Origin of the sequence: Klebsiella sp. GB_Kp056 (genome assembly GCF_040064755.1) — a bacterium.
Lineage (GTDB): Bacteria > Pseudomonadota > Gammaproteobacteria > Enterobacterales > Enterobacteriaceae > Klebsiella > Klebsiella quasipneumoniae.
In genome coordinates, this window is record NZ_JBEAJA010000071.1 from 1 (window position 1) to 14,513 (window position 14,513).

The 14,513-nt window shown below is 65.6% G+C and carries 13 protein-coding genes and 1 pseudogene; 2 read left to right on the top strand and 12 right to left on the bottom strand.

The genetic code is table 11. The features are described from left to right. Window positions 1-300: 300 nt before the first annotated feature. The 7 genes and pseudogenes from ABLV52_RS24130 to ABLV52_RS24160 form a co-directional block, all read right to left on the bottom strand. Entirely contained in the window at window positions 301-1,089 is a 789-nt protein-coding gene (locus ABLV52_RS24130; protein WP_065881373.1) for an ATP-binding cassette domain-containing protein, read from the bottom strand. After that, window positions 1,083-2,078 (bottom strand): ABC transporter permease subunit, encoded by a 996-nt coding sequence (locus tag ABLV52_RS24135; RefSeq protein ID WP_348891011.1) that lies wholly within the window; start codon window positions 2,076-2,078, stop codon window positions 1,083-1,085. Before ABLV52_RS24135 ends, ABLV52_RS24130 begins: the two co-directional genes overlap by 7 nt. After that, a complete protein-coding gene (locus tag ABLV52_RS24140; RefSeq protein WP_348891012.1) occupies window positions 2,059-3,096 on the bottom strand; it encodes an ABC transporter substrate-binding protein in 1,038 nt (345 codons plus the stop codon). The genes ABLV52_RS24135 and ABLV52_RS24140 overlap by 20 nt, the downstream gene beginning before the upstream one ends. Further along, on the bottom strand, window positions 3,093-4,067 hold the full coding sequence (locus ABLV52_RS24145; protein ID WP_032453217.1) for an ABC transporter substrate-binding protein: 975 nt from the start codon (window positions 4,065-4,067) through the stop codon (window positions 3,093-3,095). The genes ABLV52_RS24140 and ABLV52_RS24145 overlap by 4 nt, the downstream gene beginning before the upstream one ends. A gap of 5 nt (window positions 4,068-4,072) precedes the next feature. Next, window positions 4,073-5,224 (bottom strand): acyl-CoA dehydrogenase family protein, encoded by a 1,152-nt coding sequence (locus tag ABLV52_RS24150; protein ID WP_348891013.1) that lies wholly within the window; start codon window positions 5,222-5,224, stop codon window positions 4,073-4,075. Further along, window positions 5,211-6,306: pseudogene (locus tag ABLV52_RS24155) on the bottom strand (LLM class flavin-dependent oxidoreductase). The gene ABLV52_RS24150 and the pseudogene ABLV52_RS24155 overlap by 14 nt, the downstream one beginning before the upstream one ends. Window positions 6,307-6,450: 144 nt before the next feature. Further along, window positions 6,451-7,344, bottom strand: coding sequence for a LysR family transcriptional regulator (locus ABLV52_RS24160; RefSeq protein WP_131095977.1), 894 nt, complete (start codon window positions 7,342-7,344; stop codon window positions 6,451-6,453). Between the two features lie 106 nt (window positions 7,345-7,450). On the opposite strand from ABLV52_RS24160, the gene ABLV52_RS24165 reads away from it, so the two are divergent. Next, window positions 7,451-8,053, top strand: a complete 603-nt coding sequence (locus ABLV52_RS24165; protein WP_348891014.1) for a cysteine dioxygenase — start codon at window positions 7,451-7,453, stop codon at window positions 8,051-8,053. A gap of 5 nt (window positions 8,054-8,058) precedes the next feature. Next, entirely contained in the window at window positions 8,059-9,639 is a 1,581-nt protein-coding gene (locus ABLV52_RS24170) for a rhodanese homology domain-containing protein (RefSeq protein ID WP_348891015.1), read from the top strand. 12 nt (window positions 9,640-9,651) lie between these two features. On the opposite strand, the gene ABLV52_RS24175 is transcribed toward ABLV52_RS24170, so the two are convergent. From ABLV52_RS24175 to mhpD, 5 genes are all read right to left on the bottom strand, one after another. Then, entirely contained in the window at window positions 9,652-10,377 is a 726-nt protein-coding gene (locus tag ABLV52_RS24175; RefSeq protein ID WP_023290058.1) for a polyphenol oxidase family protein, read from the bottom strand. Between the two features lie 102 nt (window positions 10,378-10,479). After that, window positions 10,480-11,676 carry a 3-(3-hydroxy-phenyl)propionate transporter MhpT gene (gene mhpT / locus ABLV52_RS24180; RefSeq protein ID WP_048297717.1) on the bottom strand — a complete coding sequence of 399 codons (1,197 nt, stop codon included), beginning with the start codon at window positions 11,674-11,676 and terminating at the stop codon, window positions 10,480-10,482. A 71-nt stretch (window positions 11,677-11,747) separates the two neighbouring features. Beyond that, complete coding sequence (mhpE, locus tag ABLV52_RS24185; protein WP_348891016.1) at window positions 11,748-12,764, bottom strand: 4-hydroxy-2-oxovalerate aldolase; 1,017 nt, start codon at window positions 12,762-12,764, stop codon at window positions 11,748-11,750. Further along, window positions 12,761-13,711, bottom strand: a complete 951-nt coding sequence (mhpF, locus tag ABLV52_RS24190) for an acetaldehyde dehydrogenase (protein ID WP_032453227.1) — start codon at window positions 13,709-13,711, stop codon at window positions 12,761-12,763. Before mhpF ends, mhpE begins: the two co-directional genes overlap by 4 nt. Next, the gene (gene mhpD, locus ABLV52_RS24195) at window positions 13,704-14,510 is read right to left on the bottom strand and encodes a 2-keto-4-pentenoate hydratase (RefSeq protein ID WP_348891017.1); all 807 of its coding nucleotides are present in this window, start codon (window positions 14,508-14,510) and stop codon (window positions 13,704-13,706) included. The genes mhpF and mhpD overlap by 8 nt, the downstream gene beginning before the upstream one ends. Window positions 14,511-14,513: the final 3 nt, after the last annotated feature.

The following is a 14,513-nucleotide window of genomic DNA, read 5'->3' on the forward strand; positions in this document are numbered from 1 at the left end:
GTGACATTTGTCGCAGTTCGTAGGCCCGGTAAGGCGCAGCCGCCACCGGGCAAAACAGGCGCCTGGCGCCGGATGCCCATTGCCGGGCGGCGCTGCGCTTGCTCCGGCCTACGTTTCCGTGACATTTGTCGCAGTTCGTAGGCCCGGTAAGGCGCAGCCGCCACCGGGCAAAAACAGGCGTCTGGCACCGGATGTTCATTGCCGGGCGGCGCTGCGCTTGCACCGGCCTGCGGTCTTCCCCCTTCCTCTCGAGTTCCCAGGCCCGGTAAGGCGCAGCCGCCACCGGGGAGTGCGTTTACCCTACCAGTCCGCCTCCTGGCCGAGGATGCGCAATATATCCTGACGATGCTGCAGCAGCTGCGGGTTATCGCGGTGGCGGGGAAAGGCCAGCGGCAGCGCGAACTCGGCGATAATCCGCCCCGGACGCGGCGACATCACCAGCACCCGCTCGCACAGCAGCAGCGCCTCTTCGATATCGTGAGTCACCAGCAGGCTGGTATACCCCTGCTGCTGCCAGAGGGCGATCAGCTCCCGCTGCATGCTGATGCGGGTCAGCGAGTCCAGCTTGCCCAGCGGCTCGTCGAGCAGCAGCAGGCGCGGCTCGTTCAACAGCGCGCGCGCCAGCGCGGCGCGCTGCGCCATCCCCCCTGACAGCTGCCGCGGCCACGCTTCGCTGAAGGCCTGCAGACCGATGCGGTCAATCAGCGCGTCGGCCTTTGCTTCCAGCCCCCTTTTGCCCTGCGCCTGCGGGCCCAGCAGCACGTTCTGCCGCACCGTCAGCCACGGATAGAGCGTCGGGTCCTGAAACACCAGTATGCGCTCCGGCCCCGGAGCGCCGAGCGGCGCGCCGTCGAACTGCATCTGTCCGCTCTGCGGGGCTTCCAGCCCGGCCAGCAGCCGCAGCAGGGTGGATTTACCGCAGCCGGAAGGGCCCAGCAGCGCCACGCTTTCCCCTGGCCGCAGCTGCAGGCTGATATTCTCCAGCACCGGCACCGCCTGTTTGCCGAGCGTAAACGCGTGATGAAGATGGCTTATCGATACCGCCGCGCCGCGCGCTATCGTCTGCGAACCTGACGTCGCGGTTACCATTGCATCCCTCCCCGCTGCCAGCTCAGCAGCTTATCGCGCAGCATAAATAATCCGCTGATCAGGCCGGAGCACAGCAAGGCCATCACCAGCAGCGCGGCGTACATATTGGGATAGGCCGCCCAGCCCTGGGCCCACTGGAGGTAGAAGCCGATCCCCGACTTCACCCCGACCATTTCAGCCACAATCAGCACCGAAAACGACGCGCCAAGCCCCATAAACAGGCCGACAAAGACGTTCGGCAGCGCGGCGGGGATCGCTACCCGCAGGATCAGGAAACGCTGGCTGGCGCCGAGCGTCCGCGCCACGTCGTACCACGCCTTGTCAATGCCGATGACCCCGGACCAGGTCAGCACCGTGACCGGGAACCAGGTGCTCAGCGCAATCAAAAACACACTGGCGCCGAAGCTTGACGGAAAGATAAACAGGCACAGCGGCAGCAGCGCGGTGGACGGCACCGGCCCCAGCAGGCGTAACACCGGATGGACCCAGTAGCCTATCCGTTGCGACCAGCCAATGGCCAGACCGGTGACGAACCCGCTGCTGGTGCCGAGCAGCACCCCAAGCCCCAGCAGCCCCAGGGAGTGCAGCAGGCTGTCGAGCAGACGCGGCCAGTCGTCGTGCAGCACCTCGATCAGCGCCTGCGGCGGCGCGAAAAACGGCACCGGCAGCACGCCGCTCTTGGCGGTCAGCCCTTCCCAGGCAGCGAACAGCACCGGCAGCAGCGCCAGCCACTTGCCGGCATGCAGCACGCGCGCGCCGCGCGCTCGCCAGTAGCGATAGCTCAGCGCCAGCAGTAGCAAGCCGCCGCCGAAGGCGAACTGCGCCAGCGCCCAGCCCTCGCTAAACGGCCAGCGCCGCCCGGCATCGGGCCAGGTCAGGGTGAACAGACCGCCCAGCAGCCACAGCGCGGCGGCCAGCAGCCCTTCTCCCCACAGCGGCGCGCGGCCGGTTGGGCGCGCCAGCGCCTGCTCAGGCGAATACGTTGGCATAGATACTCTCCGCAAACTGATGGGGATCGGTGCCCGGTTTGATCACCTGCACCCGCTGCAGGTCGACCGCATACTGCGTCAGCTCTTTCACGAACGCCTCCCCCACCGCGTGGTGGCCGTGCCCCTGTCCGTGCAGAATGCCGCTTACCTCCGCTTCACTGGTGTTGAGCGCATGGGCGAGGAAAGATTGCGCCACGCTTTCCGGATGTTCGGCGGCATAGCTGTGCGCTTCAAGGATTGCCTGGGTGAGCGCCGCGGCGGCCGGTTTATGGTCCCGCGCCAGGCTCCCGCTCACCCCCAGCACGCAGCAGCTCAGATTGGCATAGTCCCCGGTCATATTGCTGGCGATCAGCTGATACTTGCCGGTCTCCAGCAGCCGATAGCTGAACGGCTCGCTGCCGCTGATGGCGGCGATCTCGCGCTTATCCAGCGCCACGCTGAGCAGATCCGCCGGGTAGACTTTCCACTGCACGTCGCTTATCGGATCGATACCGTGGCGCTTAAGCAGGATGGCGAAGAAGTTTTTATCCGGCCCGGCCATGTCGGTGACGCCGATGGTTTGCCCTTTCAGGCTCTCAAGGCCGTTGAACGGCGACGCTTTGGCCGTCAGCAGGTTCAGACAGCCGCCATGGGTCCCGGCGGTGAGCTTGACGTCAAAGCCCTGCTCCAGCGCCTTCAGCCAGCGCAGCGCCATCCCCACCCCGGCGTCGGCCTTGCCGGTAGCGATCGCCTCAAGCAGCACATCGGTGGAGTTGCCGAAGTTAACAAACTCAACGTCGAGGTTATATTTACTGAAAATCTTCTGCTGCTCGGCGACGGCGACCGGCGCGAGGCAAACCGCGCTTTTGTTGATCGCCAGCTTGATCTTGTACGGCTGCGGCAGGCGCAGCGGCGGATGAGCATCGCCGCTGGCCATCTCCGCCATATCGTGAGCCCACAGCGGCAGGGAAACCCCGGCCAGCGCCAGGCCACCGCTGAGCTGTAAAAAACGACGACGGGAAAAAGCGGACGGGGTCATGGCGTTACCTCCGCGTGGGCCGGCCCGGCGGGCACGCTAAAGCTGGGGTCAAAGGTCGGCTTCACGTCCAGCCGGGTGCGGATCAGGCCGTTGGCGAGATAAAAGTCCGCCGTCGCCTGCTGCTGGGTCACCGTTTCCTCCGCCAGCGGCTGCCACTGCGACTGGCGGTTGGCAAACTGCGCGCGGGCGATCTCCGCCGGGAAGCGGATGATCTCCCCCAGCGTTTTGCCGTAGCTGTCGAGATTGGCGTAGGCCCAGCGCTCGGCGCCGGCCAGGCGCTGGAGATAATCCTGCAGCGCGGCGCGCTTTTTCGGGTCGTTAAGCGCTGAATCCGTTGCCGCAAGGAAGGTATTCCCCGGCAGCAACCCTTTGCCGCTCACCAGGATCTGCCCCTCGTTGGTCTTCACCATCTGGGTGGTGTAGGGCTCCCAGGTCGCCCAGGCGTCCACCGAACCGTTAAGCAACGCCACTTTGGCGTCCACCGGACCGAGGAACACCCACTGCACCTCCTTCGGTGAAATCCCCGCCTGCTCGAGGGCTTTCAGCGCCACGAAATGGCCAATCGACCCTTTGCCGGTGGCAATGCGCTTGCCTTTTAACCCGGCGGCGGTTTTTATCGCGCTGCCGGGAGAAACCAGCACCGCGGTCCCCGCCGGGTTGCTTTTGTCCACGGCGATCGCTTTTACCGGCGCGCCGTTAGCCAGGGCGAAGAGCAGCGGCGCATCGCCGATGATCCCCGCGTCCACCGCGCCAGCGTTAAGGGCTTCCGCCAGCGGCGCGGCGGCCGGAAATTCGGCCCACTTAATGTCGTAGGGGAGGTTTTGCAGGGCGTTGGCCGCCTCCAGCTGCGAACGCATGCCGCCTTTTTGATCGGCGATGCGCAGGGTAAGCCGCTCCTGCGCCGTCGCGTAACCGCCCAGCGCCAGCAGCATCAGCGCTGCCGCCACCCGGCCTGAGAATGATAGACGCATCGTGATTATCCTTGTGATTGAAAGACGAAGTGGCCGGCTGCCAGCCAGGCGCTGTCGCTCTGCGGGGTATGCACCCGGCCGCAGAGCACATTGCGGTAGTGGCGTTCCAGCGGGTTTTGTCGGCTGAGGCCATGATTGCCGGTCAGCTCGAGCGCGATATTCACCGCCTGAATGGCGTTGTCGGTGATGGTGACTTTCGCCAGGTTGGCCTCGATGGCGGAAAAGCGCAGCGCGGCGGCCTGCTCCAGCAGACTGCGGTTAACCAACAGCAGTTCGGCGATCTGCCCGACCTTCTCCTGCACCCGCGGCAGGCGGGAAAGCGGATGGCCGAGACCAGCGGGCACCCGCCCCGCCAGCCACCCCACCAGCCAGTCGTGAGCGGCGCGGGCGATGCTGTCATAGATCGCCGCCAGCAATGCCGTCTGTCGGTTGGCGAACAGGCGCAACGGTTCCGCCTGGGCGGCGGGTGGCGCATCGACCGGCCAGACATCCACCGCATGCTCTGCCGCCACCCGCACGTGGCGAAAAATCACCTCATGGCTGCCGGTAGCCCGCATCCCGGCGTGATCCCAGCTTTTCACCACGCTAATCCCCGGGCTGTCGCCAGGCACCAGCCAGGTGCCCACCCGCGGCGGGTTCTCATCGCTTCTCGCCCAAACCGCCAGCCAGCGCAGCCCTTCAATGCCGGTGGTATAGATTTTATGGCCGTTGATGTCCCAGCCGTCCGCGCGGCGGCGCGCCCGGGGGCCCGCCCCCCCCCCCCGCGCCGGGGAGCCCAGATCCGGCTCAACGCGCAGACTGTTGATCAGGCCGCCGTGTTCGACGGCATCATGAAAAACCTGCTGGCGCAGCGGCGCGTGCCAAGCGTCGTTTTCCGCCAGCCGCAAATGGTGCAGATACTGCATGCAGACGATCAGCGCCGTCGCCGGCTCACCCCAGGCGATGGCGGCGATGGCCTGCTGCAGCTGGGCCAGGCTGGCGCCCGCGCCGCCGTAAGCACGCGGCACGGCGAGGCTTAACCAGCCCCCCGCGCGCAGCGGGTCGATATTGCGCCAGGGAAAGTCGCCGCTGGCGTCAAGACTGGCCGCCTGCTCCGCCATCTGTTGGCGTACCGCCGTCAGCTGCTGCGCCCAGTCGTCGCGCTCAGGATGGATCACGATGCGCGCTCCGCCACCGCACGCCGCGCGGCTTTTTCACGAGCGATCGGCAGCAGCGCCCGGCCGTAGTCTGCCGCATCGTTCAGCGGGTCGAATCCGCGGATCAGGAAGTTGCGCACCCCGAGGTCGTAGTAGTCGAGCAGCGCATCGGCCACCTGCTCCGGGGTGCCTACCAGCGCGGTGGAGTTATGCCCGCCGCCCACCAGCTGGGCGATGCCGGTCCACAGGCGTTTGTCCACCACTCTGCCCTGCGCGGCGGTGGCCCGCAGCCGCTGGGCGCCGATGCTGTCCGGTTTGGCCTTGAACCCGCTCCCGCGCTGCGCCGCCTGCTCGGTGGCGACGTGCAGGATATGCTCGGCTTTCTCCCAGGCCTCGGCTTCGCTGTCGGCGATAATCGGCCGGAACGAGACGCTGAAGCCAATATCACGCTGGTGTTTCGCCGCTTCGGCGCGCACGCGCTGGATGGTCTCGCCGGTTTGCGCCAGCGACTCGCCCCACAGGGCGAAGACGTCAGCGTGTTTGCCAGCGACAGCGATGGCCGCTTCCGACGAACCGCCGAAGTAGATGGGAAGATGCGGCTTTTGCAGCGGACGAATGGCTGACCAGGCCTGTTCGGCCTGATAAAAATCGTTGTGAATATCTACCGGCTGCTCACTGGTCCACACCTGGCGTACGACGTCAAGGAAGGCGTCGGTGCGGGCATAGCGCTGGTCGTGGTCGAGGTAATCGCCGTCCCGGCGCTGCTCGGCGTCATTGCCGCCGCTGATGATATGCACCGCCAGTCGGCCCCCCAGCAGATGCTCAAGGGTGGCGAATTTGCGCGCGGCAAGGGTCGGCGAGACAAAACCGGGGCGATGGGCCAGCAGGTACTGAATTTTCTGCGTCGACAGTCCGGCCAGGGCGGTCACCAGAAAGCCGTCGGGTTGATCGGACCAGTGACCCACCAGCAGGCGATCGAACCCGGCGGCTTCATGGGTTTGCGCAAAGCGAACGATATAGTCGCGGTCAAAGATCGGCCCCACCGGGGCAATCGTTTCGGAAGAGAGGCGATGGCCAATCATGCCGAGAAACTGAATGCTCATGAACAACTCCTTGCGTCAGGGTAATGGAGTGGCCGCGACGGCGGCGCTGGTCATTACCCTATACAGGGTGTGTTAATGAACAAAATGCATTTTTATCATATCTTAATATGCAAGACTGGCATTAAACAAAAATACATAGTGTTTTCAATCGGATACTGTCAGCTGCTGCACCACTTTGCTGGCGAAAAAGGTCAGCGGCGACTGCAGGTTTGCCAGATACCGGGCGTGGATCAGCCACAGCGACACCGCAGGCTGAAAGTCGCTGAGGTTGACGACCTCGAGCTCGTCACGCCACGGGCTGGCCGCCAGCGCCGCCCGCGGCACCAGACCCAGCCCCAGTCCCTGCGCCACCAGCGCCATCTGCAGCTGGGCCCCCGCGCTCTCGACGTTAAGCTTCAGGCGCAGCCCCTGGCTTTGCAGCTCGCGGATGAGCCCGGCGCGCAGTCCACAGCCGTCGGGGTTAAGGATCCAGCCCTGTTCGACGCACTCCCGCAGCGACGACGCCCGCAGATTCAGACGCCGGGCGGCAATCGGCACCACCTCCAGGGGACACAGCAGCCGCCCGCTGTAGCCCTCGGCGAGGGTCTGCTGGGCGGGGCCCATCGCCAGCATGCCGTCCAGTTCGCCGTTTTCCAGCCGACGCTGCAGCTCTCCGCTCCAGCCGCAGGCGACCTGTGGGGACAGTGCGGGAAACTGCTGGCTCAGCGCCGCCAGCGCCGCCGGCAGCGCGATCTCGCTGATACTCTGCGGTACGCCGAGACGCAGCGCGCCGCGCGGCTCGCCTTGCGGATCCAACAGGCTGTAGAGCTTTTTCGTCTCGCGCTTAATGCTCAGGCACTGCTCGTACACCCGCTGACCGGCGGCGGTCAGGGTCAGCGGGCGGGTCTGACGCGCCAACAGCGTGACGTTCAGCTCCTGCTCCAGACGCTGCAGGCGCCGGGTGATAGCCGACTGGGTGATCCCCAGATAGTCCGCCGCCTGATTAAGGGAAGAAAACTGCACCGTGGCCAGCAGAGCGTCAATATCGTCGATGCGCATAGGATCCTTATGTGTAATTTGCATATTAATATATGCGTAAATTGCATTTAAATAATATTAACGCCTCTGTTAGCGTTTTGACCAGTCCCTCTGACAGGAACCGCACATGACTGGACCACGACTGGAAAAATTACGCCATTTTATTCATGAGGTTGATCGCCTGCACCGTGAACACCACCAGACCGCGCCGCTGCTTGACGCCGTGGCCCAACGGCTGGCGGCGCTGGTACGTCACGACGACTGGCTGCCGGAAGAGTACACCCTGCCGCACCCGCACCATTACCAGCAGTATCTGCTGCATGCCGACTCCGGGGAGCGCTTCTCGATCGTCAGCTTCGTCTGGGGGCCGGGACAGGCGACGCCGATCCATGACCACCGGATATGGGGGGCCATGGGTATGCTGCGCGGCGCGGAGGAGAATCAACGCTACCAGCTGGATGCAGACGGCATACCGCGGCCGCTGGGCGCCGCCACGCTCCTGCAGGCAGGCCAGGTGGAGAAAGTCTCCGTTGACGATGGCGATATTCATCGCGTCAGCAATGCGCTGGCGGATCGCGTCTCCATCAGCATTCATGTTTACGGCGGCAACATCGGCGCGGTGAAGCGCGCGGTGTATACCCCGGAAGGCCAGCAAAAACCGTTTATCTCCGGCTACGCCAACCGCCATGTGCCCAACATCTGGGATCCCTCCCGCGAACACCAAGGATAACCATTATGTCCACTTACGCTTACCGACAGGCCGCCGGGATCCGCCAGGCGCTGCTCGACCGTCGTGAACTGGCGCTCATCGACGTCCGTGAAGAGGCCGATTTCGCCACCGCTCATCCGCTGTTTGCCGTCAATCTGCCGCTCAGCAAACTGGAGCTGGAGGTGCGCCGGCGGATACCGCGCTTCACCACCCCGATCACCGTCTACGACAATGGCGAAGGGCTGGCGGAGATCGCCGTCGAACGGCTGCGGACCTGGGGCTATCAGGATGTGGCCCTTCTGGCCGAGGGTCTCGCCGGCTGGCGCCGCAGCGGCGGCGAGCTGTTTCAGGACGTCAACTCCGCCAGTAAAGCCTTTGGCGAGCTGGTGGAAAGCGTGCGTCACACGCCGTCGCTCAGCGCCCGGGAAGTTCAGGCGCTCATCGACAGCCGACAGGAGGTGGTGATCGTCGACGCCCGGCGCTTCGATGAGTACCAGACCATGAGCATCCCCGGCAGCATCAGCGTGCCCGGCGGCGAGCTGGCCCTGCGGGTGGAGAGCCTGACGCCCTCCCCGCAAACGCCGGTGATCGTCAACTGCGCCGGACGCACCCGCAGCATCATCGGCACCCAGTCGCTGATCAACGCCGGCGTGCCGAACCCGGTCCATGCCCTGCGCAATGGCACTATCGGCTGGACGCTGGCCGGCCAGGCGCTGGCGCACCAGCAGCAGCGGCAATACGATCCCTCCGCCCGCGCCTCTGGCGCCCGGGCCGCCGAGGTGGCGCATCTCGCCGAACGGGCCGGGGTGGCGGTCATTGATGAGGCGACCCTGCAACGCTGGCTGCAGCAGAGCGACCGCACCACCTTCCTGTTTGATGTGCGCAGCCCTGAGGAGTACGCGGCGGGCCACTATCCTGGCAGCCTGAGCGCGCCAGGCGGCCAGCTGGTGCAGGAGACCGATCACTTCGCCAGCGTACGAGGGGCGCGAATGGTGCTGCTGGATGACGATGGCGTCCGGGCGGCGATAACCGGCTCGTGGCTGGCGCAGATGGGCTGGGAGACGGCGCGGCTGAACGCCCTGTCGGCCAGCCAGCTGAGCGAGCGCGGGGTACCAGCCGCCGAAGTGCCCCCCGCCCCGCAGGCGGAGGAGATAAGCCCGGCGCAGCTGGCGCAACAGCTGGACGACCCCGGTACGGTGGTGCTCGATTTCACCACCAGCGCCAACTTTGTCGCCCGCCATATCCCCGGCGCGTGGTGGCTGACGCGCTCGCAGCTGCGCCAGGCCCTGGAAGCGATCCCTCCCGCTCAACGTTACGTGGTGACCTGCGGCAGCAGCCTGCTGGCCCGCTACGCGGCGCCCGAGGTGGCGGCCTTAACCGGTAAGCCGGTACAGGTATTGCGCGGCGGGACGCTGGCGTGGATCGCCGCCGGTCTGCCGCTGGCCCATGGCGACGCCGGCCTCGCTGTCGAGCGCCGGGATCGCTATCGCCGACCCTATGAAGGGACCGATAATTCCGCAGAGGCCATGCAGGCCTATCTGGAGTGGGAGTACGGCCTGGTGGATCAGCTGGCCCGCGACGGCACCCATGGTTTTCGGGTGATCTAACGCCAGCGCGACTCAGGCCTCACGCATGATCCACGAGTACTGAAAGCTCTTCGGCGCCGGAAAATGGGTCCGGCGCCGGTAGGAGCCCAGCGACTGCGGCGTGCAATAGGTGCAGCTCCCCAGCCATTCAACGCTCGTTGACGCCACCCCCGCCTCTGCGAAGATCGCTTCAGCGAAAGCGCGCAGATCAAACCACAGATTATCGCTGCCGCGCGCCGCGGCTTTGAGCGGATCGCTGACCGGGCCAGAACGGGAATGGAACAGCCGCTGGCGGTGCCGGGCCACCCGGTCACCGCCGGGCTGGTCCAGCAGTTGCTGATAAAATCCGGCGGAGACTTCGTAACAGCAAGGGTGAATATGCGGCCCCACGGCGATGACCAGATCGGCCAGCGCCGCCCCCTGCTGGCGAAAAGTCGCCAGACTGTTGTCGATAATGCCGCTGGCCAGCCCCTGCCAGCCGGCATGCACGCTGCAGATGAAGCGACCGTCGCGCGAGGCGATCAGTATCGGCAGGCAGTCGGCGGTTACCACCCCCACCTTTTGCCCGGCGACGGCGGTAAACACCGCGTCGGCATGCGGGCGCGTCGGCAGCGGCTGCTGATAATGATGAACCTCATTGCCATGGACCAGCTTCACCGGCGCCATTTCGGCATAGGGAAAGGCGGCGGTTTCGTGGACATCGAGAAACGCGTGGCGGATGCCAGGGATAGCGTCGAGCAAGCGGGAGCGGTAAGCCATAGAGACGATAAGCGACAGAGAATGATGTCTTACCTTAGGCCAGGGCACGCGCAGAGGCAAGGCGGCGGCCCGGCATTTTTTCGCCGGACCGCCGGACAGGCTTCAGACAATGGCCGCGCGCTGCTGGCGATGCATCAGCCAGAATACCGCCACGCCGGCCAGCACAATGCCCGGCGCTGAGGCCGCCATCACCCCGACGGTGCCGGTGCCGAGGGCCAGCATCTTGCCGGCCAGCAGCGGACCGCTCATCGCCCCGAGGCGTCCCACCGCCACGGCGGTGCCGACCCCGGTGGCGCGGATCGCCGCGGGATAGAAGAGCGGCGCCAGCGCGTAGAGCACGCTCTGGCCGCCGGTGGCGAACAGCCCGGCGACAAACCCCGCCAGCAGCATCCCGCTCAGCGACGACGCGCTGCCCAGCGCCAGCAGCGACGCCAGAATGCCGCTGTATATCAGCAGCGACATGCGCAACGGAGTAAGCTTATCCATCAGCGCCCCCAGCAGCAGGGTGCCGCAGGCGGCGCCGATCTGCAGAGAGAACATCACCCCCGCCGCCTGGCTGGCGCTGAATCCCTGGCCTACCAGCAGCATCGGCAGCCAGTTGATCAGCATATAAACCACCAGCAGAGTGAAGAAATAGCCCAGCCACAGCAGCAGCGTGGCGGCGGCATGCCCCGGGGCAAACAGGGTGCGCAGCGGCACGCTGGTCTCCACGCGTTGAAACGCCTGCGATTCCGGCAGCCAGCGCATCAGCAGCGGGATCAGCAGCAGCGGAACCACGCCGCCAATCCAGAAGATGGTCTGCCAGGCCGCGGCAAGGCCAGAGAACCCCAGCGCCGCCGCCAGCGCGGCGCCAATGGGCACCCCGCAGTACATCAGGCTCACCGCCCGGCCGCGAAAACGGGGGCCAGCGGCTTCCGAGGTTAAGGCAATCAGGTTCGGCAATGCCGCCCCCAGCCCGACGCCGGTGAGCAGGCGCGCCAGCAGCAGCGTCGGGAAGCTCCAGGCCACCGCGGTGGCCAGCGAGAACAGGCCAAACAGCAGCACCGAGCCCAGCAGGATGCGTTTGCGCCCGTGGCGGTCCGCCAGCATGCCGCCCACCAGCGCGCCGGGCAGCAGGCCGAGGATCCCGGCGCTGAAGATCCAGCCCATCTGCATTTTATCCAGCGCGAAGGCCTGCGCCATGCCGACGGCGGCGATCCCCGCCGCCTGCAGATCCAGCCCCTCCATCAGGGCCACCATAAAACAGAGCCCGATGGTGACCACCAGGCGCGAGGAGTTTGCGGTCGTTATCTTGGTCATAGGGTACCTTTGCGATAGCCGGACAAACGGAGCAGGTGATGGGCGGCTGATGCATGGTCAGCCGCCCGTTGTTATTTTTGGCGTTTAAGCAGATCCAGCGCGACGTCGACGATCATATCCTCCTGGCCGCCGACCATACGCCGTTTGCCCAGCTCGACGAGAATATCCACCGCGCTGAGGCCATAGCGCGCCGCCGCCGCTTCGCTGTGGCGCAGGAAGCTGGAGTAAACCCCGGCGTAGCCCAGCGCCAGCGTTTCGCGGTCGACGCGCACCGGGCGGTCCTGCAGCGGCCGCACCAGCTCGTCGGCGGCATTCATCAGCGCGTAGAGGTCGGTGCCATGCCGCCAGCCGAGCTTGTCGGCGGCGGCAATAAACACCTCCAGCGGCGCATTGCCCGCCCCCGCCCCCATCCCGGCCAGGCTGGCGTCGATCCGGTCGCAGCCCTCTTCCACCGCGGCGATAGAGTTAGCCACCCCGAGGCTCAGGTTATGGTGGGCATGCATCCCGGTGGCGGTCTCCGGCTTCAGCACCGCCTTCAGCGCGCGGAAGCGATCGCGAATGTCGTTCATGTTCATCGCCCCGCCGGAATCCACCACGTAGATGCAGGTCGCCCCATAGGATTCCATCTTCAGCGCCTGCTGCGCCAGCGCCTGCGGGGAGATCATATGGCTCATCATCAGAAAACCGACGGTGTCCATCCCCAGCTCGCGGGCAAAGGCAATATGCTGCGCCGCGACGTCCGCTTCGCTGCAGTGGGTGGCGACCCGCACCACCCGCGCCCCGGCCTGATATGCGGCTTTCAGGTCGTGTAGGGTGCCGATGCCCGGCAGCAGCAAGGTGGCGATTTTCGCCTGGCTGACCGCCTCCGCCGCCGCTTCAATCCAGGCGATATCGCTGTGGGCGCCAAAGCCGTAGTTGAAGCTCGATCCCTGTAGGCCATCGCCGTGGGCGACTTCGATAGAGTCCACCCCCGCCTTATCCAGCGCGCCGGCAATCTGCTGCACCTGCGCCAGGGAATACTGGTGACGAATCGCATGCATACCATCGCGCAGCGTCACATCCGAAATGTAGAGTTTTTTACCGTTCATGCTGTCGCTCCCGCCGCGCTGTTCATTGCCCCGGCCATTTTCTCCGCCGTCGCCAGCGCCGCCGAGGTCATAATATCGAGGTTGCCGGCGTACGCCGGCAGATAGTGCGCCGCCCCTTCCACTTCGAGGTAAACCGCGGTTTTCAGTCCGGAAAAACGGCCCACGCCGGGCAGGTTGACCGGATTATCCTCGGGGATAACCTCAAACTGCACCTGCTGCTTCAGCCGGTAGCCAGGCACGTAAGCCTGCACCGCCGCCGCCATCTCGGCGATCGAGGCGGCAATCGCCTCCTGGGACGCCATCTCGCTCAGCACATACACGGTATCGCGCATCATCAGCGGCGGCTCCGCCGGGTTCAGCACGATAATCGCCTTGCCCTTGCCCGCGCCGCCGACCTTTTCAATCGCCTGCGAGGTGGTTTCAGTGAATTCGTCAATATTCGCTCGCGTCCCCGGCCCGGCGGATTGACTGGCGATGGAGGCCACGATCTCCGCGTAATGCACCTTCGCCACCCGCGAGACCGCGGCGACCATCGGGATGGTGGCCTGCCCGCCGCAGGTCACCATATTGACGTTGCCCTGGTGGAGATTGGCCTCAAGGTTGACCACCGGCACGCAGTACGGGCCAATCGCCGCCGGCGTCAGGTCGATGACGCGGATCCCTGGCTTCGCTTCGCGCAGCGCGGCATCGTTTTTGACGTGCGCGCCGGCGCTGGTGGCGTCGAAGACAAAGTCGATATCGGCAAACTCCGCCATCTGCATCAGGCCGCCCACCCCTTCGTGGGTGGTCGCGACGCCCATGCGCCGGGCGCGGGCCAGGCCATCCGACTGCGGATCGATGCCGACCATCACCGCCATCTCCAGTTGCTGGCCGTGGCGCAGAATTTTAATCATTAAATCGGTGCCGATATTCCCGGAGCCGATAATGGCGACTTTACGTTTACGCATCACGATGTCCTTCTCCGGCGGCGACGAAGCGTGCCGCGACTGAGCCAATACCTTCAATATGGGCGACAAAGCTGTCCCCCTCGTTAATCGCCACCATCGGGCCTAACGCCCCGGTCAGCACGATATCCCCCGCCCGCAGCGGTTCGCCGAGGCTGGCCATCTTGCGCGCCAGCCACACCGCGGCGTTCAGCGGATGCCCCAGGCACTCGCTGCCCCGGCCGCTGGAGACCAGCTCCTGGTTGCGGGTCATCTGCATGGCGCACGCTTTCAGATCCAGACCCGCCGGTCGCTGCGCCGGGCCGCCGATGACGTACAGGCCGCAAGAGGCGTTATCGGCGACGGTGTCGACAAAGCCGATTGACCAGTCGCGAATGCGGCTGCCCACCACCTCCAGCGCCGGCAGCACCCATTCGATGGCGTTATACAGCTCATCAAAAGTGGTATCGGCATGGGGTAGATCATGTTTCAGCACCAGGGCGATCTCGGCCTCCACCTTGGGCTGCAGCACGCGGCCAAACGGCACATCGGCGTTGTCGCCGTAGCACATGTCGGCAAACAGGGTGCCGAAATCCGGCTGGTTGACCCCCAACTGCTGCTGCACTTTGGGATGGGTCAGGCCCACCTTGCGGCCCACCACCCGTCGGCCATGGGCCACGTGGTGCTGAACGTTCATGCGCTGGATAGCGTAGGCGGCGTCGGCGTTGTCGACGCCGAGGATATCGCGCAGCGGGGCGATCGCCTGGCCGGTTCGTTCGGCGTCGCGCAACTGCTGCGCCAGCGCGTCAAGAGAAATAGTCATCAT

Bases quoted from the DNA above. Each gene is read 5' to 3' on its own strand.
- mhpD (WP_348891017.1), bottom strand. From the start codon at position 14,510: ATGACTATTTCTCTTGACGCGCTGGCGCAGCAGTTGCGCGACGCCGAA.
- ABLV52_RS24145 (WP_032453217.1), bottom strand. From the start codon at position 4,067: ATGCGTCTATCATTCTCAGGCCGGGTGGCGGCAGCGCTGATGCTGCTG.
- mhpE (WP_348891016.1), bottom strand. From the start codon at position 12,764: ATGAACGGTAAAAAACTCTACATTTCGGATGTGACGCTGCGCGATGGT.
- ABLV52_RS24130 (WP_065881373.1), bottom strand. From the start codon at position 1,089: ATGGTAACCGCGACGTCAGGTTCGCAGACGATAGCGCGCGGCGCGGCG.
- mhpT (WP_048297717.1), bottom strand. From the start codon at position 11,676: ATGACCAAGATAACGACCGCAAACTCCTCGCGCCTGGTGGTCACCATC.
- ABLV52_RS24160 (WP_131095977.1), bottom strand. From the start codon at position 7,344: ATGCGCATCGACGATATTGACGCTCTGCTGGCCACGGTGCAGTTTTCT.
- ABLV52_RS24140 (WP_348891012.1), bottom strand. From the start codon at position 3,096: ATGACCCCGTCCGCTTTTTCCCGTCGTCGTTTTTTACAGCTCAGCGGT.
- ABLV52_RS24170 (WP_348891015.1), top strand. From the start codon at position 8,059: ATGTCCACTTACGCTTACCGACAGGCCGCCGGGATCCGCCAGGCGCTG.
- ABLV52_RS24165 (WP_348891014.1), top strand. From the start codon at position 7,451: ATGACTGGACCACGACTGGAAAAATTACGCCATTTTATTCATGAGGTT.
- mhpF (WP_032453227.1), bottom strand. From the start codon at position 13,711: ATGCGTAAACGTAAAGTCGCCATTATCGGCTCCGGGAATATCGGCACC.
- ABLV52_RS24175 (WP_023290058.1), bottom strand. From the start codon at position 10,377: ATGGCTTACCGCTCCCGCTTGCTCGACGCTATCCCTGGCATCCGCCAC.
- ABLV52_RS24135 (WP_348891011.1), bottom strand. From the start codon at position 2,078: ATGCCAACGTATTCGCCTGAGCAGGCGCTGGCGCGCCCAACCGGCCGC.